The organism is Streptomyces sp. CB02923, assembly GCF_001905005.1.
Classification (GTDB): Bacteria; Actinomycetota; Actinomycetes; order Streptomycetales; family Streptomycetaceae; genus Streptomyces.
Genome location: NZ_LWKZ01000023.1, coordinates 780,004 through 805,133 on the forward strand (window position 1 = coordinate 780,004; position 25,130 = coordinate 805,133).

The window sequence follows — 25,130 nt, forward strand, 5'->3', positions numbered from 1 at the left end:
GAGGAGCGGGGCCGGTACCGGGGTTTTCAGGGGGTTTCGCTCCGTCGAAGCGTGGCAGGGAGCCGCCAGCAAGAAAGGGGAGGGACCATGGGCGGAATCGATCCGCACATCCATGTCGACGCGAAGGTGGTCCACGGCGATGCCGCTGCCCGCAACCTGTTGGCATCCACGTTCGGCCTGGTCGGTAACGTGCCGAGCACGGTCAGCACCGGATGCGGGCTGCGGGTGCCCTACGCGATGGCCTCTCCGCGTCCGGACCGCGTCACCTGCCTTGCCTGCCGTGAGCACGCGCGGCGCGAGCACCTGCGCCTCGCGGAGCAGGTCGAACGCTTGAGCCGCATGCTGGGATCGGCCATCAGCCCTGCCCATGGCAAGGCGGTCGCGGACTGGCATCGCGACCTCGCGCAGAAGTTTTCCGACGCGGAGAGTTGAACCGGTAACCGGGGCAACGGACGCGACTCGACACGGGAGCGTCGGATGGGCGAGAGGGCACACGGACCCGCACATCGCGGAGCGGGCAGCGGTCCAGGGGCGTTCACGCCGGACGGGAACGCGGTGGAGCTGTACGCCCGGCTTCCCGCCGGAGCCGAGCCGGAGATCATTGCGCGGGTCGTGCCGCCGGGGGCCTCGATACTCGAACTGGGCGCGGGAGCCGGGCGGGTGACCCACGTACTGCTGGAGCGTGGCTATCGAGTCGTCGCCGTGGACGAGTCGGAGGAGATGCTCAGCCGGGTCAAGGGGGCTCGTACGGTGCATGGCTCCATCGAGGAACTGGACCTCGGCGAGCAGTTCGATGCCGTGCTGCTCGCCTCCCATCTGCTCAACACCGCCGAGCCGCCCTCGTGCGACGCGATGTTGCGAAGTTGCCGCCGTCACGTGGCCGCCGGGGGACGGGTGTTGGCGGAGCGGCAGGGCGAGGACTGGTTCAGGCCCCGCAGGGCACCGGCCGGCGGGGAACGGGCGGGGGCCCGCATGCGGATCGTTTCCGTGGACCGCCCGATGCCCGGTGTCTCCGACGTACGTATCGAGTACGAGATCGACGGCACGCGGTGGACCCACTCCTTCCGTGCCCGGGATGTCCCGGACGCGACGCTGGAGCGCATGCTGACGGCCGCCGGGCTCCGACTGGTCCGGTATCTCACCGAGGACCACAGCTGGGTGGAAGCGGTTCCCGTCTGAACGCCCCGTCCGCCTACGGAATGGTGGTGCTCAGCGGCCAGCGGCGGATCCGGTACGGCGTCCACCACAGGAAGCGCCCCGCCCGGTGGATCAGGCCGGGTGGCAGGTACCTCGCGGTGACGGAAGGCGGCACGCCGGTCTCCGGCAGGCCGCGCAGCAGGGACTGGATCAGCTGGTCGTGCTGGTACGTGCGGATGACGAGGCGCTTGAACGAACCGCCGCGGCGGTCCCGGACCTCGATGAAGCCGGGGCCGCGGCGGTATCCGCACATCGCGGCGTGGAACGAGTCGCGCCACCGGACGGCGATGTCTTCGCCGGAGCCGTCCGAGCCGCCGGAGCCGTCCGAGCCGCCAGAACCGTCCGAGCTGCCGGAGCCGCCACGGAACACGGCGGTGGGAGGGTGGAGGTGGCTGAGCGGCTGCCACTCGACCGGTGTGCCGGTTCCGAGGCCCATGCCGGTGCCGGTTCCGGTGCCGGTTCCGGGCTCGGGCTCGGGCAGACGCAGCGTCCAGTCGACGGCGATGCCGAAGGCGGTGAGTTCGCGGACGGCGACGAGGGCCGTCACCGCGGCGGCGCCGTCGCGATCCGTCAGATCGACGGTCCGGGGAAGGCGGGCGAACTGGACGCGGTGGGCGGCGAGGTCCGCCACCGTGCTCACCTGGTCGCCGATCAGGTCGAGCGTGCCGACGTACACCCCCGGGATGTCCCTGGCCGCCGGGTCGCGTTCCCTCCACAGTGCCAGGGTCACCGGGGCGGGGGGCCGGGTGGCGAGCGGGCTCACCGGATTCCTCCGGCGGCGGCGAGGGCCGGGGCGAGGGGCTCGGCGCTGTGCAGATGGCTGCCGTCCAGGCGCATCAGGTCCTGGTTGGCGACCGCCGGGGCGATGTGGATGTACTGGCCGCCGTCGGTGAAGACGAGGCCGAGGCGGCGCCAGCGGGCGAGGAGCTCACCAATCCGGTTCTCGGTTGCGTCCGCGTGGCGGGCGGCGGCCTTGCGCAGCAGGGACGCGGGGGAGTGCGGCATGTCGAGAAGGCGGAAGACGGTCGTCTCCAGGGGGTCCGTCAGGTCCAGGAGGTGCCAGGTGAACCCGGGGCGGGTGTCGACGAGGACGATGTGGTCGCCGAGGTCGCAGTGGGTCAGACGGCAGTGCACATAGGCGTCCTTCCAGCCGCTCACGGCCTGCTTCAGGCGATCCAGGCAGGACGGGGGGATGCCGCGTTTGGGGGAGTCGAAGAGGTAGACCAGGTCGGCGAGTTCGGAGTCGGGCAAGTCGTAGATGTGGTGGTAGTGGGAGGCGGGGCGGAGGTTGTCGAAGCCGAGTTCTGGCCGGTCGAAGTAGGGGCTGAAGCGTTCGACCTTGAGGCGGGTGGCGTTGAAGGGCGGGGTGAGGTGATGCAGGGCGGGAACCTGGTCGCAGACCTCGTCGTAGTCCTCCTCCGACTCGCCGGGGAAGCCGTAGAGGTAGTTCCAGTTCAGGTTCATGCCGACGGTCTCCGCGTCGCGCAGCAGGCGGACGTTCTGGCAGCCGGTCACGCCCTTGTCCATGAGTTTCAGCACCCGGCTGCTGAGGTTCTCGACACCGGCCTGGATGTAGCCGATGCCCGCCGCGCTGAGGGTCCGGAGCTGCTCGCGCCGCAGGTTCGACTTGATCTCGTAGCACAGCCGCAGGTCGTAGCCGGATTCCTGGAGCCGGGGCGCCATCGAGGTGAGGTAGGCCATGTCGAGGATGTTGTCGGTGACCCACACGTCGAGGATGCGGTACCGCTCGACCAGGCCGAGGATCTCGTCGACGAACCGCTGCGGGTTCTTGCTGCGGAATTCCATGAACGAGCCGTTGAGCCCGCAGAACGTGCAGTGGTGCTTCTCGCCCCACCAGCACCCGCGTGAGCCCTCGACGACGATGCGGGGCTCCACCCAGCTGCCCGCGGTGGACCGTGCGTGGCGGTCGAAGTAGTCGCCGTACTCGGGTGTGACCAGCGCCGCCGGAGGCAGGGGTTTGGCCTCCATGGGGTTGGTGACGCAGCGGCCGCCGGTGTCCCGCCAGCACAGGCCGGAGATCCCCGCGAACTCGCCGCCGTCCCGGAGCGCGGCCAGCAGCTGGGGGAACGCCGCCTCGCCCTCACCCCGTACGACGAAGTCGACGAACGGGAAGTTCCGGTGCAGTGCCGCGCCCTGCGGGCCGTCGCAGTTCGCGCCGCCGAAAACGGTCACGGCGCGCGGAGCGCGGACCTTGACCGCGCGAGCGGTGGCCAGAGCTGCGGCGTTCTGTGCGAAGGTCGTGGTGAAACCGACCACATCGGGCCCACCGGCGGTGATCCGGGCGGCGGTCTCGCCCACGAACAGCGGGGCGAGTCGGTGCAGTTCCCGTGCCTTGGCGAGCAGCGGCTCGGGTACCCGGGACCCCAGTGACCCGCCGAACTCCGGGTGCCACCCGGGCTGCTCGTTGAGGGCGGCCGAGAAGATCCACTCGCTGTGTCCGGAGAAGTACGAGCTCGCGCAGAAGTCGTACTCCTCGAACGTGAAGCCGGTACGTGCCGTCAGCCAGTCGACGTAGTCGAGATTGGCGTGCACGACGTCGATCCGGGCATCCGGGAAGACGTCGAGAACCCGGCGCTTGAGGATGCCGAGGGCCAGCGACGGGGCGTCGATCGCCGACCACGGCATGTCCACCAACACGATGCGCATGACAGTCCGTTCCCTTTCTCGCCGAGGCCGTCCGGCGGGCGCGCCGGTGTGGGCGGCGGCCTCACCAGAGCCCGCGCCCGGACAGCGCGTGGCGGGCGGCGTCGCCCTCGGCCGATGGGGTGGTCTCGAACGCCGCGGTGATCCGCGCGGAGACGGCTCCGCGCGTGACCCCGGCGGGTGTGGCGAAGTACGCGTACGCCACCGGTTCCCCGCGCTCCGGCCGGGCGGCGGCCGTCGGGCGGTCCGCCCAGGAGGCGACGGAGCGGGGCGTGTACCGGCGCAGGGCCGCATGGCCCCGGCCGGTCGTGACGATCCCCTCGGCGGCGATGTCGAACGACAGCGGCTGTTCCCGGACCAGGGCCGTGAACAGGGCCGTCATCAGTTCGTGCGTCACGGTCTCGCGCAGCACGACGGGGGCTCGCGCTGCGTCCACTGCTTCCGCCGCTTCCGCGCCCGCCCTCGTGAGCCGCTCCCCGTACGCGGCGACGAAGCCCAGCACGTACGAGGCGAACGCTTCCTCCACGGACAGTCCGCGCCCGGTGTGGGGAATCAGCCGGAACCTGCCGAACTCTTCGGAGCGGAGGAACCCGGTGAGCAGTTCCGCGTCCCCGACGCCCGCCGCCGCGAGGATGCGCAGGCTGCGCGGGAACGCGGCGGAGATGCCGCCGCCCCTGCCCGGCTTCCAGATCGCGGTGCGGAACTGGCGAGCGGCACTGTCGAGTTCGGCGAGGTCGACCGTTTCCAGGCACTCCAGCTCACCGGCCCCCGCGGCGACCGCCGCGGCGCCTTCGACGGCCAGGCGCTGCCTGAAAGGGGCGTCCAGCAGCAGCCGCATCAGCAGGTCGGTGAGCTGCTGACCGTTCAACTGCTGTCCTGGAGGCGCCCTCATAGGGGCCCCTGTCCCTGCCACTCGGCGACCAGCTCCCTGAGCCGGTCGTAATTGCGCCGGGACTTCTCCACCAGCCGGCCGTCCTCACGGAACACCGGATCTTCGTAGGTGACGCCGACGAGGTTCGGACATTGGTCCAGCAGACAGGTGGTGAGAGCGATCTGCTCGTCGAGGAGCACGCCGTGGTGCAGATCGCGGAACCTCCCGTTGACGATCTGGCAGCCCGACAGGTGGAGTTCGCGGCAGCGGCGCAGCGGGAGCGCCTCCAGACCGTCGTACATGTACGGGCCGGTGCGTCCGCGCAGCCACTGGTAACTGAGCAGGTGGCCGACGTCGAGCGTCACCCACACGTCGGCGCCGTCGGCCAGCCCGGCGAAGTACTCGAACGCGTCCATGCCGCCCAGCGCGAACGAGCCGCCCTCGGTGAAACCGGGAAACTCGACATGCAGCGGCGGCACCAGGAGCCGTGCGGCCTCGGCCGCGTTGCGGGTGGCGATCTCCAGGCCGGGGCCGGTCAGCGGCGGCGGCAGCGGATACGGCAGCGGACACCCGCGCAGGCTCCAGATCCCCAGGTCCTCCACCACCCAGGCGAAGCCGTACCGGGCGTGGAGCTCGTTGGCGAACTCGGCGGCCGGCCGGCGGTCGTAGCGCTCGGGCGTGCCCATGTTCAGTTCGGTGTGGTGGAAGGCGCGGGGAAGGCCGGCAGGCAGCGCCTGCCCGAACCGGTCGTAGGCGCGGACGTAGTCGACGGCCCGGGGGAGGGCACGCGAGCGTGGCTGGAAGGAGTGGGCCGCATAGCCGAAGTCACCGCCGTGACGCCGGAAGAAGGCCCTCAGCCGGGGGTGGATGTCGCCACCGTCGTCCGTGTCCACGAACCCGGCGCCCCGCCCGCCGACGCCCTCTGCGGACCACGGCATGTCCACGAGGACACCGAGACCCAGCCGGTGCGCAGCCCCGCTGCCCGTGGTGCGCGCGGCGGTGGGAGAGGGCGTGGTCACGTCGGCCTCCTGATGTGCGGGGCGACCGCGGCTGCGGGCACCGCCCGGCAAGGCTCGGCGGCCGACACGTCCACGAGGCGCGCCAGCAGCCGCTGTCCACGGGCGGTGCGGGCCGTGAGCAGACCGTCGGGGTGCTGTTCGACGTCACGGCACGGCAACGCGTAGAACCGTTCCCACACCAGATCGGCCACCACGATGCGGTCGGGCACCGCGTCGAGGCGGGCGGGCACGGTACGTACCCACGGATGCGGCCTCGCGGCGTCGGCCGAACGCCGGCCGCCCCGGTCCGCCGCACGGCGCGACGGCGGGTGCACGGCGCTCACCCGGCCGGGCCGCACCACCTGGAAGACCCGCTCCAGCCGGGCGAGGGCCTCGGTGCGCGACGGACCGCCGTGCACCGTCAGCGGGTAGCCGACCCGGCCGCCGAGGTAGCTCAGTTCGGGGTTTCCGGCCAGCCGGCCCGAGGCGTCGAGCGAGACCCCGAAACGCTCCGGGTCCTGTGCGAGCCTGCTGCCCGGTTCGGGCACCATGAGTTCGAGCGCGTCGATGCCGAGGTGCCGCTCGTTGGCGGCCAGGAATCGCAGGGACTCCTCGAACTCCTCCGGACGCTCGTCCAGGACATGGCCCATCACCGAGAACCGCAGGGTGATTCCCGCCCCGGTGACGTTGTCCACGATCCGCTGGTAGTCGGCGGCGCGCACGCCCCGGTCCATCAGGTCGAGCAGGCGCTGCGAGTTCCCCTCGTACCCTACGGCGATCATGGCGCAGCCCGCTTCCGCCAGCGCCCGGCAGAACGCCGGATCGGTCAGGCTGGACTCCAGCCGGCTGCGCACCCCGAACCGCACCCGCACCCCGCGCTCGCGCACGGCGCGCATCGCCTTGGAGACCAGGCGCAGGTTGGTGTTCTCGTCCACGATCGCCACGAACCGTGTCCCCGTGTCCCGGACCACCGTCTCGACCGCGTCGGCGACCTGCCCCACGGTGGCCTGCTGGTACCTGCCGGGCGGCAGCGACCGGTTGCCGTACGCGCAGAACACGCACCGCCCCCAGTAGCAGCCGACGCAGGAGACGATCGCCACCTCCAGGCCCTCGTTGAGGTACGAGCGGACCGGCAGGCCGATGTGGTCGGGAGGGCCGAATTCGTGGAAACGCAGGGTCGGTGCCCGGCGGGGAGGGGCGGTGTTCCCCGCGGGGGCGGCGTTCCCCGCGCGCGGCGACCAGGTCATGCCGGGCACCTCGGTCGAGGGGATCGTTCCGTCGAGGGCGTCGAGCCAGCGTTCGAGTGGTTCCTCCCCGGCGGTCCAGCACAGGGCGTCGACGGTACGGCGGAGGCCGGGCAGGACCGAGAGGTTCGCTTCGCGGAGCATGATCTGCTGTCCGCCCAGGCAGATCTTGATGCGCGGGCTGAGTCTGCGCACCCAGGCGGCGATCAGGAGGGCGGGTCCGAGCTGGCTGAAGAACGCCACCGAGAGCCCGACCACGCGCGGCGGATGCCGGGTGAGCAGTTCGTTCACGAGCCGGTGGAGCACCTCCACCGCCGGTCCGGACGCGGCGGGCGGCCGGTCCGCCGCCCGCAGCACCGCACTGTCCAGCTCGTCGAGGCCGTGCCAGGCCGATGTCAGGAAGGTGTCCCGCACGAACAGTTCGAGTGCCTGCCGGGCGAGCCGCACCGAGCGTGCGGCGCCGAACTCGCCCGGGGACGTCTTCCGCATGACATGTGCGCGGATCTCGTGGATATGCCGGTCGACGGCACGGGCCATTTCCCGGCGGTACCAGTCGCTCATACCGTCGCCGCCACGGGCACGCGCAGGGGCGTCCAGCAGGCGTGGATCGCGCAGTATTTCGTGAAGCAGGGCGATGTTGAGGTCGGCCTGGTGAACGCTTCGGCCCCGGCGCCGCAGGTGGCCGGTGAGATAGGGCAGGCTCAGATACGGAAAGAACCTGGCTTCGGTCTGCGGCGGGAAGAGGAGGAGTACGTCGACGGGCTCACCGTCCACCGCCGGTACGCGCGGCACGGCCCACCTCCTTGCCCGCCGGACGGCCGTACACCACGGCAGCACGGCGCGCTCTGCGTGAATGCGTAACGCAGCGCGGAACCCCCGGGAACGACGGAGGCGGAACCGCACGCAGCCCGCGGAACCGGTACGGGACTCAGTCGGCGGTCTCGAAAACGTCCTCCGCGGCAATATAGACGTAAGCGTGGTAGGAGCCGCCGAGCTTCAGCTCCTTGGAATCAATCACTTCCAGTTCGTCGAGTTCCGGGAATTCTTCCTCGACGGGCACTTCGGGGCGCAGAGCGGTCATGACCCCTCCCTGATGGGAACATGGCGGGTTGTCGAATGGAAGATCAGTTTCGCGCTGATTTCTTGATTCCGAGCCGCGCCGCGCATGCGCGGCCGGAGCGGCTCCCGGCCCACGGTACTTCCGGGCCACCGGAGGTCACAACGCCGGTGGAGTCGCGAATTACCTTCCTGTGGCACGCATTCGGCTCCGTGCGGTGTGGTGCTGTGCGATGCGGTGTGGCGCGGTTCCGAGGTGCTGTCCTTGACCGTCAGGAAAGAACAAGAGGAACATCTCGCAATGGGAAAGCCACGGGACATGAAGCCCATGACGGCACAGGAATGGAACCTGACCTATCAATTCGGCGACCCGGTGTGGGACGAGCCGCCCACCGCACCCCTTGCCCGCCTGCTCGCCCGTCACGCCCCGCCTCCCGCAGAGGTGATCGACGTCGGATGCGGGCTGGGTGCCGCCTCGCGCTGGCTCGCCGAGCACGGCTACCAGGTCACCGGGTGCGATTTCTCGTCACGGGCGATCGAACTGGCCCGTGCACGGACCCCCGCGGCGCTGCCGGTCCGGTTCACGATGGCCGACGTCATGCACGTACCACCGCGGCTCGGCCGGTTTCCGGTCGTACTGGAGCGGGGCGTCCTGCATGCCGTACCGCACACGCCGGACAGGCGTCACTTCGTCGAGGCGATGGCACGTGTCTGCCTCCCGGGGGGCCTCTGGATCCACGTGGGCGCGAGCGCCGCCACCGTGGAGGCAGAACACAGCGTGGCACGAGGCCCCTCCCGCATGGCCGAACAGACCTTTCTCGCCCTGGTCGACCCCCAATTCACCGTCCTGGAGATCGACTACGCGCCGTTCGGCAGCCACGCGGCCACCTGGCAGGCACGGCACGCCGTACTCCGCCGCCGGTCGTGTCCCGGCCCGCCCTCACCTCCGCCCTCATAGGGAGGAGCAGGAGTCAGCAGGTGATGGTGCCCTTGCGCAGTGCGTGGCCATCGTCGTTGCTGTCGTCGGACCAGTAGACGGACTTGGAGCCCGCGGTGCACTCGTCGGCCCCTGCCAAGGTGAAGCCTTCGTTGTTGTAGTTGGGCATGCCGGTGGGACGGTTGTAGACGGCGGTGGTGGTGAAGACGCCGGAGGTGCCGATCCGAAGGGTGCTGTGCCGGCCGTCGCAGGTGTCGTCACAGACGGCCCACAGGCGGGCGGCCTGGGGCTCCCACTGCAGTTCCATGACGCCGCTCATGCCGCTGTCGACGGACGCGACGCGGGTGAAGGCGCCGGAGTCCTGCAGAACGTAGCCGTAGATCATGCCGGTGCCTTCGACGCCGGTGAAGAACACGCCACCGCTGTGGGCGCCGTAACGCGCCGGGTCGTAGGCGGCGCCGGTGGCGGCGTCCTTGAAGGCGGCTCCGGTCAGGTAGGTGTCGGGGACCCAGGTGATGCCTTCGAAGCCGAGGTTGGAGCCGACGGACGGCAGGTCGGAGGTGAGGTTCCACTCCTTGGCGGCGGTCAGCGTGGAGCCGGTGCCGGAGACGTCGTACTTCAGCACGGACAGGCGGCTGGTGCCGGAGGCGTCGCCGTTGCGTTCACTGGCGACGAACACGCCGGTGGCGGACCCGCCACCGGCCACGGTGACGCCCTCGCTGTCGGGGTGGCCGGACCCGCCGGGGAAGCGCAGGGACTTGCCGGAGGCCCAGCCGCCGCCGGTGTCGGGAGCCCAGCCGCCCGAACCGTTGCGGACCAGACGCCACAGCCTGCCGTTGTTCTGGGCAGCCCACATGACGCCGCCTTCCTGGTAGAGGCCGCTGAGGTCCTCGCCGAAGACGTCGGCGGGGTCAGCGGTCGTCACCTTCCCGCTGCCGGGCCACGCCACGGGTGTGGTGCCGCCGCCACCGCAGTCGTTGGCGGCGCCCAGGGTCACCTTGGCCGCCTTGAACGCGCCGGTGCCGTCGGGACAGCGTGACCAGGAGGGGGCGGAGTGCTTGCTCCAGGAGAAGCTGTCGACCAGGGTCTTGCCGTCCGCCAGATACAGGCGGGCCCGGTCGTCCGAGCCCAGCCCGAAAGCGCCGTGGACGTCGAAGGCGCGGGAAGCGCCCGCCGTCAGCGTGGTCCCGGAGGCGATCTTGTACTTCGAGCCGTCCTTGTCGTCCTTCAGGATCCAGCCCGATATGTCGACGGCCGCGGCGCCCTTGTTGTAGAGCTCGATCGAGTCCTCGACGTCCCCGGTGGTCACCACTTCGTTGATACGGATGTCACCGGCCGGGGCCGCGTGCGCAGGAGAGGCGGCCAGCGAACCGGCCAGTGCCGACCCGGTGACGAGGAGAAGAGCGAAATCACGGCACAAGCGGCGCGTACGTGAAGCGGTCACGGTGGTCCGTCCAAAGGTCGCGGAGGAGGGGGCGACACACAGTCCCGACGCAGACCGAACGAGATGACTCCTGCCATGCAGACACCACGTGAACGAAGACTGAAAGGTTCATGGAAGACCGGACAGCTCCAGGCAGAGGTAAACCGTGGGTGGAAACCCGCCTGGCCGACTCCACCAGGTCCTCTCGCGCACATGGTGGCGCCAGTCTGTGGGCGGCTGAGCTGGAGTCGTTGTCCGTGCGGGTGGTGGGGCAGGTCTCCAGGGACGCGCGACCAAGGGCGAGTTGGCATGGGCGAGGATCCGGCAAGGCCATGGCTCGCCTCTGCTCATCGCCGGGTAACCGTCGTTGCGTCTACGGCGACGCTACTGGACAGGTTGGCGGGCATCGACGCTGTTGACGGAGTTGCGCGGTGGGTTCCCGTGGGGTAAGCGAACTCTTGTGGTGCGCAGTGTGGGCGCCCCGATCCGGCGGTAGATATAGCGCAGGGGCGAGCTGCGATCGGGGTCGACTGGGCGCGAAATCTCGGAACCGAGCCCTCTGTTACTGTTCCGTCGCGCTTTGTTACTTCGGTGGGGATTTGCTCGGGGGATGCCCTTATGGGGCATGCCGGGATGCATCCGTGATGGATCGCTCTGCAGGTCGGAGGGAAAGCCCTCATCTCTCACGAATGTGGAAGCGGCAGCATGAGCGTTACGAAATTAGCGTCTGCGAGTCCTGTCGGATTCCCATGTGCCTGTGCAGGTGGCTGGACGTGACAGCTCCACATGTGAATGCTCCGCCCGGAAGGCGGATGGGGCGGGCCTATCGCGCCTGAACAGGGGTTATCTGCCTCGGGAAGGTGGGCCTCTTACGCCTGTCGTTCTGATCTGATCGAGCCATGGCCAGCTGTGATCGCTGCATGTCGCTCCGGCGGTGATGGAATGCGTGGACGAGATCGATTCAGATGCCCTTGCATTCGCCAGCGACTTGCATGGAGGGAAAAGTGTTCGGGCTGCACGATTTGCAAGTGAAGGGCCAACATCCGACGGTATGGTGAGTTCACCGCATGCAGCGAAGTGATGGCGGACTGTGTGCGGTGGCCCCGGGGTTGCGGCCCGAGGCCACCTGACAGGCCATCAACGCCCAGAAAGGCGCCTTCAGTGACCCCTGGAAACGACCGGGAGCGTGCTACGGCCTCCCCGATGCTTCGCAGGTGCATTATCCCGCTCCAGCGGCGCGATGAAACTCCTTCTGCGTGTCTGTGGGACGTCCGGGTCTGCTGCAGTCTGATCCTGGTGATTCTCTTCATCTGGTGGGTGTCCGCGACTGTCCAGTGCCCGGTCCACATCGTGGGGCCGCTTCTTGTGATGCTGCTGGTGGCGTCTTGCTGCAGCGGCATGCGGTTCGTCCGCTTGCGTCGAGGCTGACCACCACACCAGAGCGGGCGTCACTGTCGGGATCGTGGCGCCCGCGAGGAGCTGCTGCCCCGGATGTCGCGTAGTTGCACCACGCGTCATGAGGGCGGGAGGGAAGCGCTTCCGTGACTGTGCCCTCACAGCAGGAACTCTGTGGAGACTGCGGAAAGCTTATTGCACAGAAGAGTGGACGGGGGCGTCGCCGAGACTACTGCAACGCCCGGTGCCGGCGCCGGGCCCAGCGTCGTCGGGACCGCGACAGGCGCGCCGATCCAGCGCCCCAGGGCCCCCATCGAAGTCATGCGATAGCCGACGAAATGGCCGTGGCAGTCGAGGAAATGCTGGCAGTCTCTGAGGTGCGTCCGTCTCTTGCCGTCATGCTGGATCTGGCTGCGCGGCTGCGGGAAGATGCGCTCTGCTATGCAGCGGCGGCTGTGATCGAAGCTCGATCCGAGGGTTCCGGGTGGATCGAGATCGCTGATGCTGCCGGAGCGACCGAGGCGTCCGTGCGGGCCCGATGGGGAGGAGCCAAGGCTCAAACGATCCTCGCTCGGCGCCAATCGGCAACAGACGGCGAAGTGAAGCTCCGGAGCAGACCCTTCACCGCCGGACAAGGTTCCGGCTGCGACGTTCTGCCGGTCCCTCCGGTGGCGGAAGAGGCGGTACGTCATCTGGCCAAAGCCCTGACGACCCTGCGGCATATGTCAGACGTCGAGTTGACCGCGGTCGCCGAAAGGACCGTTCTGCCGGTCAGCTTGGTGGCCCTGGTGTGCGAGGGGCGAGCACTCCCGTCCTGGCCGGTGACATACATGCTGGCCGAGGCGACCGGAGGCGCCCCCGGAGATCTGCGTCTGCTCTGGGAGCGAGCCTGGGGGCCGGAACCATTCACGCCCCTGAATTCACCGCAGCGGTTGTCGGCGGCTTTGCGTGGAGCACATCTGGCGGCCGGCGCCCCGGAGCTTTCCTGCCTGTGCGCACAGGCAGACCTCGATGCCGCAGTGGTAGGAGCGGCTTTGGACGGGCGAACGATGCCGGCCTGGGACACGATTCGTGCACTGCTCACGCACCTGGGAGCCGAGCCAGATGCCTACCGAGCGCTGTGGAAAGCCGGCGCCTCCTCATGCGGGGCCCAGGAAGGAGACCCTGCACAGTGAACACACACCACCTCCGGCCGACACTGCCCGTGCCGGAGGGTGACAGCGCTCCGATATGTTTCCGGTTGGAGTATCTGGCGTTCCGGCAGATGCACCATGGTCCGTACCTGCACTACGCATGTGTACGTACCGGAGATCACGCGCAGGCGGAACAATGTGTACGAACCACCTTCGATGCTCTCTCGACACATTGGCTGACGGCTCTACGCAGCAACTGTCCGGCAGCAGTGGCTTGGAGCCTGCTGGGGCGAGAGGCCGGCGGCAGGGCGGACTGCCGAGCCCGGCATGCGTGGAGCGTGCACTGTCTCCTGGAGGCGGCACAGGCCGACGCGGTGCTTCTTCAGCGGCACCTGGGCCTTTCGGTCGATAGGACGGCAGCGCTGATGGGATTGCCTGACTACGCCGTGCGATCCCTCCTGCGAAGCGCCGAACGTGCTCTGGCAGCCATACCGGCCTGTGTGGCCGCCCGGCTGGGTATAGACAGTGGCCGGTCGGCGCCCCCGCTCGGCGGGTAGTGCGCCGGTCATATTTGTCACCCGCCTGTGGGCTCTAACACCTTCGGGTGTAGCCCTGTTGTCCGATAGCGCGCAGCCTCGCCCCTCCCTACGATGGGTCTTTCCCACTGCATCTGGCCTTCGGCTAAGGCCGTCAAGGAGGGGGCATGCCCCACGGGGAGGAACCCCAAGCTCACTACATCGACATGGAGATACCCAGTGTCGCTCGTATGTATGACTGGCTGCTGGGAGGTGTGGAAAACTACCAGGTGGACCGAGACGCCTGCGCCAAACTCCTGAGAATCGTGCCGAACTCCCAGCAATTGGCCCGCACCAATCGCGAGTTCCTCCAACGCGTCGTGCGCATCATCGTCACCGACTTCGGCATCACACAGTTCCTCGATCACGGATCCGGTCTGCCGACCCAGAACAACGTGCATGAAGTGGCTCAGCGTGCATCCCGTGACGCGAAAGTTGCATACGTCGACAATGATCCGATGGTGCTCGCACACGGACGCACGACGCTGCACGAGAACAGCAATACGATGGTCATCGATCAGGACATGCGGAACACCGAACAGATCCTTGAGGTTACGAAGGAATTCTTCGACTGGGCAAAGCCCATCGCGGCCCTCTTCGTCTCGGTCCTGCACTGCTTGCCGGACGCGGATGATCAACGAGACCCTGCAGCTTTGGTGAAGAGAGTCGCTGCGGCGCTTCCACCGGGCAGTTGCATGGTCATCTGTCAGTTGGTCAGCGATGACCCCGCCGTTCGCCGTGATGTCACCCGTCTGATGGCTGATAGCACTCGTAACCGCTGGGGTCGCGTGAGAGAAGAACACGAAGTCCGGCGGTACTTCGAAGGCATGACCATCGTGGAACCCGGCCTGGTGGATGTGATCGACTGGCGGCCCGATGTACCGCCTCCGCCTTCTGGTATGCGGCCCACGGAGTGGGTCGAATGGGGCGGGTTGGGTCTCCTCTGAGTGTAACCGGGCGGGCCCTCGGCGGTCCCGTTCAGCGATACCGTTCTGCGGCCTCCACGATGATGTCCCGGCTCTCCTCCATGCTGGCGGCGACGTCACGCAGATGGGTCAGTATCTTCCGGTAATCGTCGAGGGTCTTGGTCCGAGTCACGTAGTTCGCACTCCTGATGAGTTCGACATACGCGAGTTCCGAGGGCCCTCCTTCAGGAAACACCAGGTGTGTGATCGGATGCGGAGGCGTTACGCTTTCCAATTTGATCACACGTACATTCACCTTGGCGGTGCCGGCCGCGCGGAGCAGATGCTCCATCTGCTCCCGCATGACCAGATCACTGCCGCGGCGCCGGTACAGGATGCTGACGTCGAGCAAGGCGGTGAGCCGGGGTATACCGTCCGCCAGAATGAGCTGGCGCCTTATCCGTAGCTCCACGACCCGGTCGATCTCGTCCTCCGAGGCGCCGGGCATCACGAGCCGGACAATCTCCCGGGCGTACTCGCGTGTCTGCAACAATCCGGGGACCACCTGGTTCTCGAAGGTGCAGATCTTCTGTGCAGAGCCCTCCAGCTGAATGAGGCGTCGCAGGTAGGTGGGGGTCACATCCGAAAACTGTTCGTACCACTCGCAGTCCTGAGCCTGCTCCAGGAGCCGCTCGACCAACTGCATCTCCTCTTGGCCGAGACCGTAGTGACGAGCCAGGTCCAGCACGTCCCGCGGTTTGGGAGGGCTCTCTCCGCGCTCCAACCTGCTGATCTTTGACGTCGACCCGCGGATGACCGGGGCCACGTCCTTCAGCGTCAGCCCTCGCGACTCCCGCCACCGGCGCAGTTCCTCGCCCAGCAGTCGACCCGCGACAGCACGAGAGGGCGCCGTTTGCAGGGGAACGACAGACGCCTCAGGTTGAACACGCGCAAGGCGAGACGCGGACATGTGAACTCCGAGAAGGCAGACGGGACTTAGCGTACCCAGCATGCCGTCTCGGAGTCCGTCGATCCAAGCTATGGCCTAAGGTTCACCGTTCAGATCGTCAGGTGATCGAACTCTGAACCCTTGGCACCTGCGACGAACGCCGCAAGCTCGTCCGTGGTGAACACCAAGGCCGGCCCGTCGGGATGACGGGAGTTGCGTATAGCTACGCCCCCTCCAGGCAGCGCGGCAACCTCGATGCAGTTGCCGTCCCCAAGGCTTGTGCTCCCCTTCTGCCACGTCACGCCGGAAAGCTCGTTGGCGGCAACGCCATTGTCAACCTGCATCAACATCCCCACCTTCGTGCGATCGGACCTTGCCTGCATGTTGTGCTGCGCTGAGCGATTCCCATATGGGATTGCATGATGCCCATCCATGCAAATGCTAGTGAACTCTCGAAGGGCAGGCAGCTACTCGTACGGGGGGAGTTGAGAACCTTCAGTCACCGGAAGCACTGGAGCCGTCCTGCGTCCCTGTTTTCTAAGCCCTCTTGTGCGGCAGTCCGGCGCGCACGCGGCACGCCGATGATCGGCTCTGACTGACGCCGATGGCCCCGGGCCAAGGACTCCTCACAAAATGGCGCCACGAAGACCGTGAGTGAGTAGCTGCTTTTGAACCTCGGAGATCGTTAGGGTGGGTCGGGCGGGGAGGGTTATTCATGTCCGGCCTCACTGTGCCCCCGGCCGGGCTCGGTGACAGGGGTGTTCACGCTTCCTGCTCGCTGCCGGTCATCATGGCGACCCAGCTGTGGGGCGCGTCGTTGCCGAGCATGAGGTCGTAGGTGTCCTCCCCTCCTGCTTCGGCGGCGGCCCGCGGGACCATGGCCTGCTCGTACTCGGCCAGCGCGGTCTCGATGTCGCCGGGGTGGGCGGCGATGGCCTGGCCGAGTTCGGCTCCGTCGAGCATGGCCAGGTTCGCGCCTTCCCCGTTGGAGGCGGCGAGGTGGGCGGCGTCGCCGAGCAGGGTCACCCCGGGCACCCGGGCCCAGCTGTGCCCGGTCGGCAGGGTGTGCAGGTAGCGCACGACCGGTGCGATGGCGCTTTCGGTGATCAGCGTGGTCAGCTCGGGGGCCCATCCGGCGAACTCGGCGGCCACCCGTGCCGAGACGGCTGCGCTGTCGGATGCGTTGATGTCGGCGAGCCAGTCGCGCGGTGCCTTGAGCTGGACATAGGTGTGCAGGGTGCCGTGCCGCTCGCGGTGGGCGAGAAGGCCCTTGCCCGGCGCGAGGGCGAAGAGCGATCCGGTGCCGACCACCTGCGCCGTGGGGCGGTGGCGGGTGTCGCTGTTGAACAGGAAGCACTCGATGGAGATGTAGCCCGTGTAGTGGGGGGTGGCGTCCGAGAGCAGCGGCCGGATGCGCGACCACGCCCCGTCCGCGCCGACCAGCAGGCTCGTGGAGACGGTGGAGCCGTCGGCGAAGCGCAGCTCGTGGCGGCCCCCGCCGAGGCTGTGCAGGCCGCGCACTTTTCGGTTCCAGTGCACGACGCTCTCCGGCAGCGAGTCGAGCAGCATCTGGCGCAGCTCGCCGCGCGAGACTTCGGGACGCTCGCCCTCGCCGTCGTCGGGCAGGTCGAGCAGGACGGTCCCGGCCTGGTCCAGCACCCGGTATGACTCACGTCCGGGCAGGACGAGGTCGCGGAACTTCTCGATCAGGCCGGCCGCCTCGAGCGCCTGCTGCCCGTTGTACGGGTGGATGTCGAGCAGCCCGCCCTGGGTACGCGAACCCGCCGAGGGGTCGGCCTCGTAAACGGTGACCGGGATGTTGTTCACGTGCAGGACGCGGGCCAGGACGAGGCCGCCGAGGCCGGCTCCGACGATGGTGACGGGTGTGGTCATCGGGTCCCCCGAAACTTGTTGGATCGTTACTCCAATGACGCTAGCACGCGTTTGGAGTGGCGATCCAACCGTGGCAGAATACGAGCCATGGCGACCAAGGCCCACCGGGCTCCCCGACGTACGCAGGCGCTGTCCAGGGACGTGATCGTCCAGACCGCCACCGAGATGCTCGACGCCGGGGGCGAGGACGCACTGACCCTGAAGGCGCTGACCGTGCGCCTGGCCACCGGATACGGGGCGATCTACCACCATGTCGCGAACCGGAACGACCTGCTCGCGGCGGCCACCGACGACGTCATCGCCCGCGCCGTGGCCGACCTCGCCCCCGACGCCGAGCCCGCACAGTCGCTGCGCGCCCTCGCGCTCGGCCTGTACGACGCGATCGATGCCCACCCCTGGGTCGGCGCCCAGCTCACTCGCGAGCCCTGGCGCCCGGCCCTGGCGGACATCTACGAGGCCGTCAGCAGGCAACTGCTGGCACTCCAGGTGCCCGAACGGGCCATGCCCGACTGCGGGTTCACGCTCGTGACCTACATCCTCGGGGTCGCCGAACAGAATGCCGCCAACGCCCGCGCCCTGGCCAACAGCAAGATGGACCGGTCAGAGTTCCTCGCCGACGTCGCCGCCCAGTGGGCGCGGCTCGACCCCACCAGGTACCCGTCTGTACACAAAGCCAGGACACAACTGCGCGAACACGACGATCGCGCCCAGTTCCTCACCGGCATCGACCTCATCCTCGCCGGCATCGAGACCATGACCCGCGCGGGGACGGACAACCCTGCCCGGTAGGTGCCGAGCCCTCGCCGAAAGCCAACCCCTCTGCAGCACAACGGCGGATGGGACGATGGGTGAGAGCATTCGCACGACTCGGCGTACATTCCGTCCTCATCTGTCCCGGCAGTCGGCAGCCCTGGTCTTGGGGCTGAAGAGCGACGTCACGAAGCCGCCGCCACCAGCAGCAGATAACGGCGCGGCCGAGGGTAACGAAGGCTTCGTGGATGTCGGCGCGGATCTCCCAGCGGATGCGCAGGCGGCGGAACCAGTGCAGCAGCGCGAGCGCGCCTTCCACGACCCAGCGCTACACCCCGAGTCCGGAGCCATGGCCGGTGCCCCGCCGGGCGATGTGCGGCGTGATCTCGAACCGGCGGACCTTGTCACGGCAGACGTCGTGGTCGCAGCCGCGACCGGCGTACAGGTGCCGCGGGCGGCGCAGTGGTTGTCCGCGCTTGCCGCGGATCGGCGGAATGGCTTCGATCAGCGGGATCAGTCGGGTGACGTCGTTGCGGTACCCGCCGGTAACCGTGGTGGCCAGGGGGATGCCGTGGGCGTCGACGATGATGTGATGCCAGCTGCCGGTCTTCGCTCGGTCCACCGGGGACGGGCCGGTGGCCGGCCCGCCCTTCATCGCCCGGACATCGCTGGAGTCGACCGCGCCGCGAGAGAAATCCAGCAGGTCGGCCGCGCGCAGTTCGGCAAGCAGCAGCTCGTGCAGCTTCTGCCAGACGCCTGCTTCGTTCCACCCCGGATGTCGGGGGTTGCATGGGACGACTGGCAGCAGCGACTCGATACGCGACCACAGTGCATCGTCCACCATCCATGGTTTCGCAGCAGTCCTCCTTGCTTTGACTGGGTCGCACCCCCTTCAGCCAGCTTCAACGAGGGCTGACATGCCGTCATTCCCGGCGACCCGGTGGTCTCATTTCGTGAGGAGTCCTAAGGGGGCGCGCTTGGTACTGGGCAGGCGCGCGGTGATCTGCCGGCCAGCCTGACCCGCAGCTACATTCGGATTGAAGCGCAGCCCAGCCGGATACGGGGGAAAACCCCACGGCGACAGTGAGGCAAACCGCAATGTGCTGCCCCTGTCGTGCACGGCAGAGTTGCAGCCATGATCTTCAAACGATTCCGTGAACGGACCGCAGCTCCACGGGCGGTACTCGCGTTGGGGTGTGCCGCGGTCGTACTGGTCACGGCCGCGGCACCGGCGGCCGCAGCGACGAGGGTGGGGGAGGCCGGGACCGGTACTTGGTACGCCGCCTCGCCCTCCGTCCCGGGCGTTTCCACGCAGCGCCCGGCCCCCGGTTCGGTCGTTTCCGCCACCCTCGTCGACGATCTGGACGCGAAGGAGGTCGCGGACCGTCTGGAGCGGGTTGGCATCGACGCGTCCCAGGTCAGATACGGCGTACGGGCGCACCGCATCGTCTACCGCACCCGCGGCGCGGACGGACGGCCCACCACGGCCAGCCAGCTAATCGCCACACCCGACAACGGCAGACGTGATCTCCAGGTCGTGTCCTGGCTGCACGGCACGACCGTGTACCGGGGCGACGTGGCGTCGATGAACGAGGCGTCCACCGACCGGGCCGCGGCCCTGCTCTTCGCCTCCACCGGCCGGGCCGTGTCCGCCCCGGACTACCTCGGCCTGGGCGTGGGCCCCGGCACCCATCCGTACGGAGATCCGCAGGCGACCGTCACCGCCTCGGTCGATGCGCTCCGGGCCGCTCGCGCGTTCGCCCGGCAGGACCGCCGTACCCTCACCAGGCACGTCCTGGTCAGCGGTTTCTCCCAGGGCGGGCCCGCCACCATGATGGTCGGGCGGGCCCTTCAGCAAGGCGTCAATCCGTACTTCCGCCTGGGCGCGCTCGCCCCGGTCGCCGGACCGTTCGACCTGAGCGCCTTCGAGGCCGCCGCGGCGGACGACAAGGTCGTCCGGTCGTCGCTCTACCTGGCCTACTTCGCGACCGCGTGGAACCGGCTGTACGGCCTGTACGACACACCGGCACAGGCGTTCCGCGCCCCGTACGACAAGACGGTGGAAGCCCTCTTCGACGGCGACCACCAGGCGTCCGAGATAGCCGCGGCCCTGCCGCCTGCCTCGAAGGACCTGTTCACTCCGGAATTCCTCGACACGATCCGCCACCCCACCGGGAAGCTGCGGCAGCGGCTGAACGCGCTGGACACCACCTGCGACTGGCGCCCGGACGTGCCGGTGCACCTGTACCACGCCTCCGGAGACAAGGACGTCGCCTTCGACAACGCCCGTCACTGTCAGCGTCAGCTGACCGCCAACGGAGGCGTGAACCGTCTCACGGATGTCGGGGACCTCGACCACAACGGGTCGGTGCGCAAGGCCCTGCCGCTGGTGGTGCGGCAGTTCGACGCCGTACCGCCGGGGGCCGGGGCGTCCGGGGTCACGAATCCATGGACGGCAGGCCGGGCAGCACCTTCTCCAAGGTGACGGGGAAGTCGCGCACGCGTACCCCCGTGGCGTTGTACACCGCGTTCGCGACGGCCGCGCCGGCCCCGCAGATGCCCAGTTCGCCGACGCCCTTCGCGCCCAGGGCGTTCGCCTTGCCGTCGTATCCGTCGAGGATGACGGCGTCGACGTCGGGGACGTCGGCGTGGACCGGCACCAGGTACTGGGCGAGGTCCCGGTTGACGAAGGCGCCGGTCCGCGGGTCGACGACGGCCTCTTCCTCCAGGGCGGCCCCGATCCCCCAGATCATGCCGCCGATCAGTTGCGAGCGGGCGGTCTTGGGGTTGAGGACACGGCCCACCGAGAACACGCCCAGCATCCGCCGCAGCCGGATTTCGGCGGTGTCCGCGTCGACCCCCACTTCGGCGAAATGGGCTCCGTAGGTGTGGATCGAGTAGGCCGTGTAGTTCGGATCGTCACCCATGAAGAGGGTCTCGCCCACCGCCTCAAGGCCATGGGGGTGGTGGCGCCGGACCAGTTCGCCCAGGGGCTCGGACGCGTGCCCGACGCGTACGCGGCCCTCGCGGAACACCGCGTCCGCCGGGTCCAGGCCGTACAGCGGGGAGCGCGTGTCGGTGCGTACCGCGTCCAGCAGCTTCGCGCGCAGGTCCGCGCAGGCGCGGTCCGTCGCGGTGCTGGAGTTGGTGGCGCCCCACGAGCCGCCGGACCCCCAACTGCGGGGAAACTCCGACCGTCCCAGCTCGGTCCGTACCCGGTCGGGCGGCAGCCCCAGTCCGTCGGCTGCGACCTGGGTGAGGATGGTGTACGTGCCGGTGCCGAGGTCGGTCATGTCCGTCTGGACGACGGCGGTGCCGTCCGCGTCGACCCGTACCCGTACCGTCGTCGGCGTCTGGAAGTGCCCGCGGATGGCGGCCGACATGCCGTATCCGACCAGCCACCGCCCTTCGCGCGCACTCGCCGGAGTCGTGGGGCGGCGCTCCCAGCCGAACCGGCGCGCACCTTCCCGCAGGCAGTCGACCAAGTGCCGGTCGCTGTACGGCACGCCGCGCTCGGGGTCGACGGCGGGCTCGTTGCGGATGCGCAGTTCGACCGGGTCCATGTCGAGCGCGTCGGCCAGTTCGTCCATGGCCGACTCGACCGCCAGCAGGCCCGGCGCTTCGCCGGGCGCGCGGACGTCCGCCCCGCGTGGCAGGTCGAGCGTCGTCAGCCGGTGACTCGTCGCGCGGTGGGGTGCGGCGTAGAGGCTGCGGGTCGTCGCGGCGGTCTGCTCGGCGTACTCCAGGGCGGGGTTGGTGTTCATCGTGACGTCGTGGGCGATGGCGGCCAGCCGTCCGTCGCGCCCCGCGCCCAGCCGGACCCGCTGGCTCGATGTGGGGCGCATGCCGACGAGTTGGAAGATCTGCTGCCGGGTCAGCGCGACCTTGACCGGCCGGCGCAGCGCACGAGCGGCGAGCGCCGCGAGGACGGTCTCGCAGTGGATGCCCAGTTTGGAGCCGAAGCCCCCGCCGACGAAGGGAGTGACGACGTGGACCCGCACCGGGTCGATGCCCAGCGTGCCGGCGATCGAGGCGCGGGCCGCGTCGACGATCTGACAGCTGACATGGACGATCAGGTCCTCGCCCCGCGGCACCGCGAGACACGCGTGCGGTTCCATGGGCATCGAGAACTCGTACGGCGTCGTGTAGCGCTGATCGATCTTGACCGGCGCGCTGTCGAACCCGGCGGCGAAGTCGCCCACGGCCGTGTCGGTGGGGAGCCCGGCGTTGACCTCTTTCGGCACGTACACCTCGCTTTGGTGCGCGGCGAAGTCGAAGCGCCCCTGCCCGGTGGCGTACTCCACGCGTACGAGACCGGCCGCCTCCCGGGCCTGCTCGAAGGCCGTGGCGACGACGAACGCGACCGGATCGCCGTGGTGGTGGACGTCCGGGCCGGTCAGCACCGGCTGGGCGCGCCAGAACTCGAACGCAACCGGCTCGTCGCGGGAGCCCTGCGCCGGGGCGTTGAGGTGGGTCATCACCATGCGTACGCCCGGGGCGCGTTCGGCGCTCGCGGTGTCGATCCGGGTGATGCGGCCCTTGCCGATCGTCGCGCCGACGACGACCCCGTAGAGCGGTGGCCCGGCGTCCCCTTGCTCGTAGGCGTAGACGGCCCGGCCGGTGACCTTCGACGGGCCGTCGACGCGGTTCAGCGCTCGCCCGATCATCTCGCCTCCTCAGCCCGACCGGGCCGCCTGTGCCAGCGTCCGGCACAGCGCGCGCTCGGCCAGCTCGATCTTGAAGTCGTTGTGTCCCCGGCCCACGGCGTCGCGCATCGCCGCCTCCGCCGCGACGCGATACGTGGCCATCGTCGCCGGACGGCCGCGCAGCGCGGTCTCCGCCTCGACGGATCGCCACGGCTTGGGCGCCACACCGCCGAACGCCACTCGCGCCGCGTCGATCGTGCCCTGTTCGGCCGAGACGACGACCGCCACGGAGACCAGCGCGAACTCGTACGACGCCCGGTCGCGCACCTTGCGGTAGAGCTGCCGGCCCGGCGGGGGCGGGGGCAGGACCACACCCGTGATCATCTCGGCGGGCCGCAGCACGGTCTCGATGTGCGGGGTGTCTCCCGGCAGCCGGTAGAAGTCCGTGATGGCGACGCGGCGTACGGACGCGCCGGGACCGAGCAGTTCGATCTCCGCCCCCAGCGCGGTCATCGCAACGGCCATGTCCGAGGGATGGGTCGCGATACAGGAGTCACTGGTGCCGAGAACCGCGTGGATCCGGTTGAAGCCGCCGGTCGCCGAGCAGCCGGACCCGGGGTCCCGCTTGTTGCAGTCCGCGGCCGTGTCGTAGAAGTACGGGCAGCGTGTCCGCTGCAGCAGGTTGCCACCGGTGGACGCCTTGTTGCGCAACTGGCCCGAAGCGCCGGACACCAGGGCCTGCGACAGCACCGGATAGCGGGTGCGTACGCGGGCATCGGCGGCCACATCGGAGTTCGGCGCCTGGGCGCCGATGCGCAGGCCGCCGTCCGGCAGCTCCTCGATGTCCCGCAGTGGAAGCCGGCTGATGTCGACCAGATGGCTGGGACGCTCGATGCCGAGCTTCATCAGGTCGAGCAGGTTGGTGCCGCCGCTGATGAACGTGGCGCCGTCCCTGGACACCGCGGCGACGGCGGCCGGTGCCGCCTTCGCCCGTTCGTACGTGAAGGGCCTCACCGGGGGCCTCCGTCCGCCGCGCGGATGGCCGCGACGATGTTCGGATAGGCGGCGCACCGGCAGATGTTGCCGCTCATCCGCTCGCGGATCTCTTCCTCGGTCAGCGTGATCCGCGGGGACGCCACCTCGGCCGTGACGTGGCTGGGCCAGCCCGCCGCCACCTCGTCGAGCATGCCCACAGCGGAACAGATCTGGCCGGGCGTGCAATAGCCGCACTGGAAGCCGTCCCGCTCGACGAAGGCGGCTTGCAGGGGGTGCAGTCCGTCAGGCGTTTCCAGACCCTCGATCGTCACCACCTCGTCGCCCTCGTGCATCACGGCGAGCGTCAGACAGGAATTGATGCGCCGGCCGTTGACCAGCACCGTGCAGGCGCCGCACTGCCCGTGATCACACCCCTTCTTGGTCCCGCTCAGCCGCAGATGCTCGCGCAGGGCGTCGAGCAGTGACGTCCGCGGGTCCAGCTCAAGCCGCCGCGTCCGGCCGTTGACGCGCAGCATGACCGCCGAGAGCCGGGCCGACTCGTCCCGGCCCGGCCCCACGGCCTCCGTAACCGAATCGCTCATCACAGACCGCCTTCCTCGCTTGGTGCGGGTGGCTCTGGATGTGCGCCGCCGCTGTCGTGCGCGGCCCGTCCCCAGGCTGCCGCAAAGACCGCCACACGGCGAGGGTTTCGTCGGCGTTAGGAGGGACGGCGGCCGCGTCGCCGCCGGCCGACGCGGCGCCCACCTCCTCGTCCGCGGGTATGGCGTGATCATCACTAGCACCGGTGATGGGGTGTGGCCTAGCGTGCGGGTGCGATCACGGAACCGGATGCGGTCACGGAACCGGATGCGATCACGGAACGAACTCCCCATTCGAAGGAGTCCCATGTCCGAGAAGATCACCTACGACCTCAACATCGCCACGGCCAACATCAATGACGCGGGCACCGACGCGACGGTGAAGATCCAGCTCATCGGTGAGAAGGGCAAGAGCCCGGAGGTCGCGCTGGACAAGCCGGGAAACGACTTCGAGCAGGGCGACCACGACACCTACCGGGTCACCATCGACGACATCGGGGACCTGAAGAAGGTCCGGCTCTTCCACGACAACGGCGGAATGCAGCCCGGCTGGTGCCTCGGCGCGCTCTCGATCAGGTGGAGCACGTCGGAGCTCGGGACCGTGGCCGGGGGGCTGCCGGCCGAGAAGCTGACGGTGCAGCACTGGTGGCCGGAGCTCGGTGCGGTGAGCGGCACGGTGCGGGTGCAGGTGGACGGCAGCATCTTCGGCCTTCCCCAGGACGTGACGGTCAGCGGGGTATGGCTGGCCAAGGACTCGGGCGGAATCGACAAGACCTTCGATCTGAAGACCAGCGGGCGGAAGGAAACCGTCCTGACCGCTCTGTCCGGCATAGGCGGGCCGCCGAGGTGACGCATCGGCCGGACCTGTGAGCGGCTCCGGCCGCGCGGCGCATGGCGTCTGCCGGGTGGTCTGCGACGGT

The 25,130-nt window shown here is 69.0% G+C and carries 21 protein-coding genes and 1 pseudogene; 8 read left to right on the forward strand and 14 right to left on the reverse strand.

What is annotated here, in order from left to right:
• Window positions 1-87 precede the first annotated feature (87 nt).
• The gene (locus A6A06_RS21560; protein WP_073762897.1) at window positions 88-432 is read left to right on the forward strand and encodes a hypothetical protein; all 345 of its coding nucleotides are present in this window, start codon (window positions 88-90) and stop codon (window positions 430-432) included.
• A 45-nt stretch (window positions 433-477) separates the two neighbouring features.
• Window positions 478-1,179: a class I SAM-dependent methyltransferase gene (locus A6A06_RS21565; RefSeq protein ID WP_073762898.1), complete on the forward strand. Its 702-nt coding sequence runs from the start codon at window positions 478-480 to the stop codon at window positions 1,177-1,179.
• 13 nt (window positions 1,180-1,192) lie between these two features.
• Here the strand turns inward: A6A06_RS21565 and A6A06_RS21570 are convergent, their stop codons facing one another.
• From A6A06_RS21570 to A6A06_RS41870, 6 genes are all read right to left on the reverse strand, one after another.
• Window positions 1,193-1,960, reverse strand: coding sequence for a DUF5825 family protein (locus tag A6A06_RS21570; RefSeq protein WP_073762899.1), 768 nt, complete (start codon window positions 1,958-1,960; stop codon window positions 1,193-1,195).
• The gene (locus tag A6A06_RS21575; RefSeq protein WP_073762900.1) at window positions 1,957-3,864 is read right to left on the reverse strand and encodes a RiPP maturation radical SAM C-methyltransferase; all 1,908 of its coding nucleotides are present in this window, start codon (window positions 3,862-3,864) and stop codon (window positions 1,957-1,959) included. The genes A6A06_RS21570 and A6A06_RS21575 overlap by 4 nt, the downstream gene beginning before the upstream one ends.
• Before the next feature lie 61 nt (window positions 3,865-3,925).
• Window positions 3,926-4,753, reverse strand: coding sequence for a hypothetical protein (locus A6A06_RS21580; RefSeq protein WP_199931044.1), 828 nt, complete (start codon window positions 4,751-4,753; stop codon window positions 3,926-3,928).
• Window positions 4,750-5,751, reverse strand: coding sequence for a multinuclear nonheme iron-dependent oxidase (locus tag A6A06_RS21585; RefSeq protein WP_073762902.1), 1,002 nt, complete (start codon window positions 5,749-5,751; stop codon window positions 4,750-4,752). Before A6A06_RS21585 ends, A6A06_RS21580 begins: the two co-directional genes overlap by 4 nt.
• A complete protein-coding gene (locus A6A06_RS21590) occupies window positions 5,748-7,766 on the reverse strand; it encodes a B12-binding domain-containing radical SAM protein (protein ID WP_073762903.1) in 2,019 nt (672 codons plus the stop codon). Before A6A06_RS21590 ends, A6A06_RS21585 begins: the two co-directional genes overlap by 4 nt.
• Before the next feature lie 136 nt (window positions 7,767-7,902).
• Window positions 7,903-8,055 (reverse strand): hypothetical protein, encoded by a 153-nt coding sequence (locus A6A06_RS41870; RefSeq protein ID WP_199931045.1) that lies wholly within the window; start codon window positions 8,053-8,055, stop codon window positions 7,903-7,905.
• A 276-nt stretch (window positions 8,056-8,331) separates the two neighbouring features.
• Here A6A06_RS41870 and A6A06_RS21595 point away from each other — a divergent pair, with 276 nt between their 5' ends.
• Complete coding sequence (locus tag A6A06_RS21595; protein WP_199931046.1) at window positions 8,332-8,988, forward strand: class I SAM-dependent methyltransferase; 657 nt, start codon at window positions 8,332-8,334, stop codon at window positions 8,986-8,988.
• Between the two features lie 13 nt (window positions 8,989-9,001).
• On the opposite strand, the gene A6A06_RS21600 is transcribed toward A6A06_RS21595, so the two are convergent.
• Window positions 9,002-10,411: a lamin tail domain-containing protein gene (locus tag A6A06_RS21600; RefSeq protein WP_079194201.1), complete on the reverse strand. Its 1,410-nt coding sequence runs from the start codon at window positions 10,409-10,411 to the stop codon at window positions 9,002-9,004.
• Window positions 10,412-12,129: 1,718 nt separating this feature from the next.
• On the opposite strand from A6A06_RS21600, the gene A6A06_RS41875 reads away from it, so the two are divergent.
• Window positions 12,130-12,960 (forward strand): hypothetical protein, encoded by an 831-nt coding sequence (locus A6A06_RS41875; protein ID WP_199931047.1) that lies wholly within the window; start codon window positions 12,130-12,132, stop codon window positions 12,958-12,960.
• A 661-nt stretch (window positions 12,961-13,621) separates the two neighbouring features.
• Complete coding sequence (locus A6A06_RS21610) at window positions 13,622-14,440, forward strand: SAM-dependent methyltransferase (RefSeq protein WP_073762907.1); 819 nt, start codon at window positions 13,622-13,624, stop codon at window positions 14,438-14,440.
• Between the two features lie 31 nt (window positions 14,441-14,471).
• On the opposite strand, the gene A6A06_RS21615 is transcribed toward A6A06_RS21610, so the two are convergent.
• The 3 genes from A6A06_RS21615 to A6A06_RS21625 all read right to left on the reverse strand — a co-directional run bounded on the left by A6A06_RS21615 (window position 14,472) and on the right by A6A06_RS21625 (window position 17,240).
• Entirely contained in the window at window positions 14,472-15,317 is an 846-nt protein-coding gene (locus A6A06_RS21615) for a helix-turn-helix domain-containing protein (protein WP_443333772.1), read from the reverse strand.
• A gap of 140 nt (window positions 15,318-15,457) precedes the next feature.
• On the reverse strand, window positions 15,458-15,691 hold the full coding sequence (locus A6A06_RS21620; RefSeq protein ID WP_079194273.1) for a DUF397 domain-containing protein: 234 nt from the start codon (window positions 15,689-15,691) through the stop codon (window positions 15,458-15,460).
• Between the two features lie 418 nt (window positions 15,692-16,109).
• Window positions 16,110-17,240: an FAD-dependent oxidoreductase gene (locus A6A06_RS21625; protein WP_073762910.1), complete on the reverse strand. Its 1,131-nt coding sequence runs from the start codon at window positions 17,238-17,240 to the stop codon at window positions 16,110-16,112.
• A gap of 87 nt (window positions 17,241-17,327) precedes the next feature.
• Between A6A06_RS21625 and A6A06_RS21630 the strand changes: the two genes are divergently transcribed.
• Window positions 17,328-18,029, forward strand: a complete 702-nt coding sequence (locus A6A06_RS21630; protein ID WP_073762911.1) for a TetR/AcrR family transcriptional regulator — start codon at window positions 17,328-17,330, stop codon at window positions 18,027-18,029.
• Window positions 18,030-18,177: 148 nt separating this feature from the next.
• On the opposite strand, the pseudogene A6A06_RS21635 reads toward A6A06_RS21630, so the two are convergent.
• Window positions 18,178-18,834: pseudogene (locus tag A6A06_RS21635) on the reverse strand (IS5 family transposase); the annotation flags it as partial.
• A 291-nt stretch (window positions 18,835-19,125) separates the two neighbouring features.
• Here A6A06_RS21635 and A6A06_RS21640 point away from each other — a divergent pair.
• Window positions 19,126-20,475: a hypothetical protein gene (locus A6A06_RS21640; RefSeq protein WP_242440864.1), complete on the forward strand. Its 1,350-nt coding sequence runs from the start codon at window positions 19,126-19,128 to the stop codon at window positions 20,473-20,475.
• Here A6A06_RS21640 and A6A06_RS21645 read toward each other — a convergent pair.
• Genes A6A06_RS21645 through A6A06_RS21655 form a run of 3 tightly spaced genes read right to left on the reverse strand, consistent with a single transcriptional unit; the run spans window position 20,429 to window position 24,213 of the window.
• A complete protein-coding gene (locus A6A06_RS21645) occupies window positions 20,429-22,657 on the reverse strand; it encodes a xanthine dehydrogenase family protein molybdopterin-binding subunit (protein WP_073762913.1) in 2,229 nt (742 codons plus the stop codon). The two genes, A6A06_RS21640 and A6A06_RS21645, sit on opposite strands and share 47 nt — an antisense overlap.
• A gap of 9 nt (window positions 22,658-22,666) precedes the next feature.
• Entirely contained in the window at window positions 22,667-23,650 is a 984-nt protein-coding gene (locus A6A06_RS21650; protein WP_073762914.1) for an FAD binding domain-containing protein, read from the reverse strand.
• Window positions 23,647-24,213, reverse strand: coding sequence for a 2Fe-2S iron-sulfur cluster-binding protein (locus A6A06_RS21655; RefSeq protein ID WP_073762915.1), 567 nt, complete (start codon window positions 24,211-24,213; stop codon window positions 23,647-23,649). The genes A6A06_RS21650 and A6A06_RS21655 overlap by 4 nt, the downstream gene beginning before the upstream one ends.
• Before the next feature lie 304 nt (window positions 24,214-24,517).
• On the opposite strand from A6A06_RS21655, the gene A6A06_RS21660 reads away from it, so the two are divergent.
• Window positions 24,518-25,060 carry a PLAT/LH2 domain-containing protein gene (locus A6A06_RS21660; RefSeq protein ID WP_073762916.1) on the forward strand — a complete coding sequence of 181 codons (543 nt, stop codon included), beginning with the start codon at window positions 24,518-24,520 and terminating at the stop codon, window positions 25,058-25,060.
• The last annotated feature ends 70 nt before the right edge of the window (window positions 25,061-25,130 follow it).

Coding starts and splice junctions, on each gene's coding strand:
- A6A06_RS21560 (WP_073762897.1), top strand. CDS start 88: ATGGGCGGAATCGATCCGCACATCCATGTCGACGCGAAGGTGGTCCAC.
- A6A06_RS21565 (WP_073762898.1), top strand. CDS start 478: ATGGGCGAGAGGGCACACGGACCCGCACATCGCGGAGCGGGCAGCGGT.
- A6A06_RS21575 (WP_073762900.1), bottom strand. CDS start 3,864: ATGCGCATCGTGTTGGTGGACATGCCGTGGTCGGCGATCGACGCCCCG.
- A6A06_RS21580 (WP_199931044.1), bottom strand. CDS start 4,753: ATGAGGGCGCCTCCAGGACAGCAGTTGAACGGTCAGCAGCTCACCGAC.
- A6A06_RS41870 (WP_199931045.1), bottom strand. CDS start 8,055: ATGACCGCTCTGCGCCCCGAAGTGCCCGTCGAGGAAGAATTCCCGGAA.
- A6A06_RS21595 (WP_199931046.1), top strand. CDS start 8,332: ATGGGAAAGCCACGGGACATGAAGCCCATGACGGCACAGGAATGGAAC.
- A6A06_RS21610 (WP_073762907.1), top strand. CDS start 13,622: ATGCCCCACGGGGAGGAACCCCAAGCTCACTACATCGACATGGAGATA.
- A6A06_RS21620 (WP_079194273.1), bottom strand. CDS start 15,691: ATGCAGGTTGACAATGGCGTTGCCGCCAACGAGCTTTCCGGCGTGACG.
- A6A06_RS21625 (WP_073762910.1), bottom strand. CDS start 17,240: ATGACCACACCCGTCACCATCGTCGGAGCCGGCCTCGGCGGCCTCGTC.
- A6A06_RS21630 (WP_073762911.1), top strand. CDS start 17,328: ATGGCGACCAAGGCCCACCGGGCTCCCCGACGTACGCAGGCGCTGTCC.
- A6A06_RS21640 (WP_242440864.1), top strand. CDS start 19,126: ATGATCTTCAAACGATTCCGTGAACGGACCGCAGCTCCACGGGCGGTA.
- A6A06_RS21645 (WP_073762913.1), bottom strand. CDS start 22,657: ATGATCGGGCGAGCGCTGAACCGCGTCGACGGCCCGTCGAAGGTCACC.
- A6A06_RS21655 (WP_073762915.1), bottom strand. CDS start 24,213: ATGAGCGATTCGGTTACGGAGGCCGTGGGGCCGGGCCGGGACGAGTCG.
- A6A06_RS21660 (WP_073762916.1), top strand. CDS start 24,518: ATGTCCGAGAAGATCACCTACGACCTCAACATCGCCACGGCCAACATC.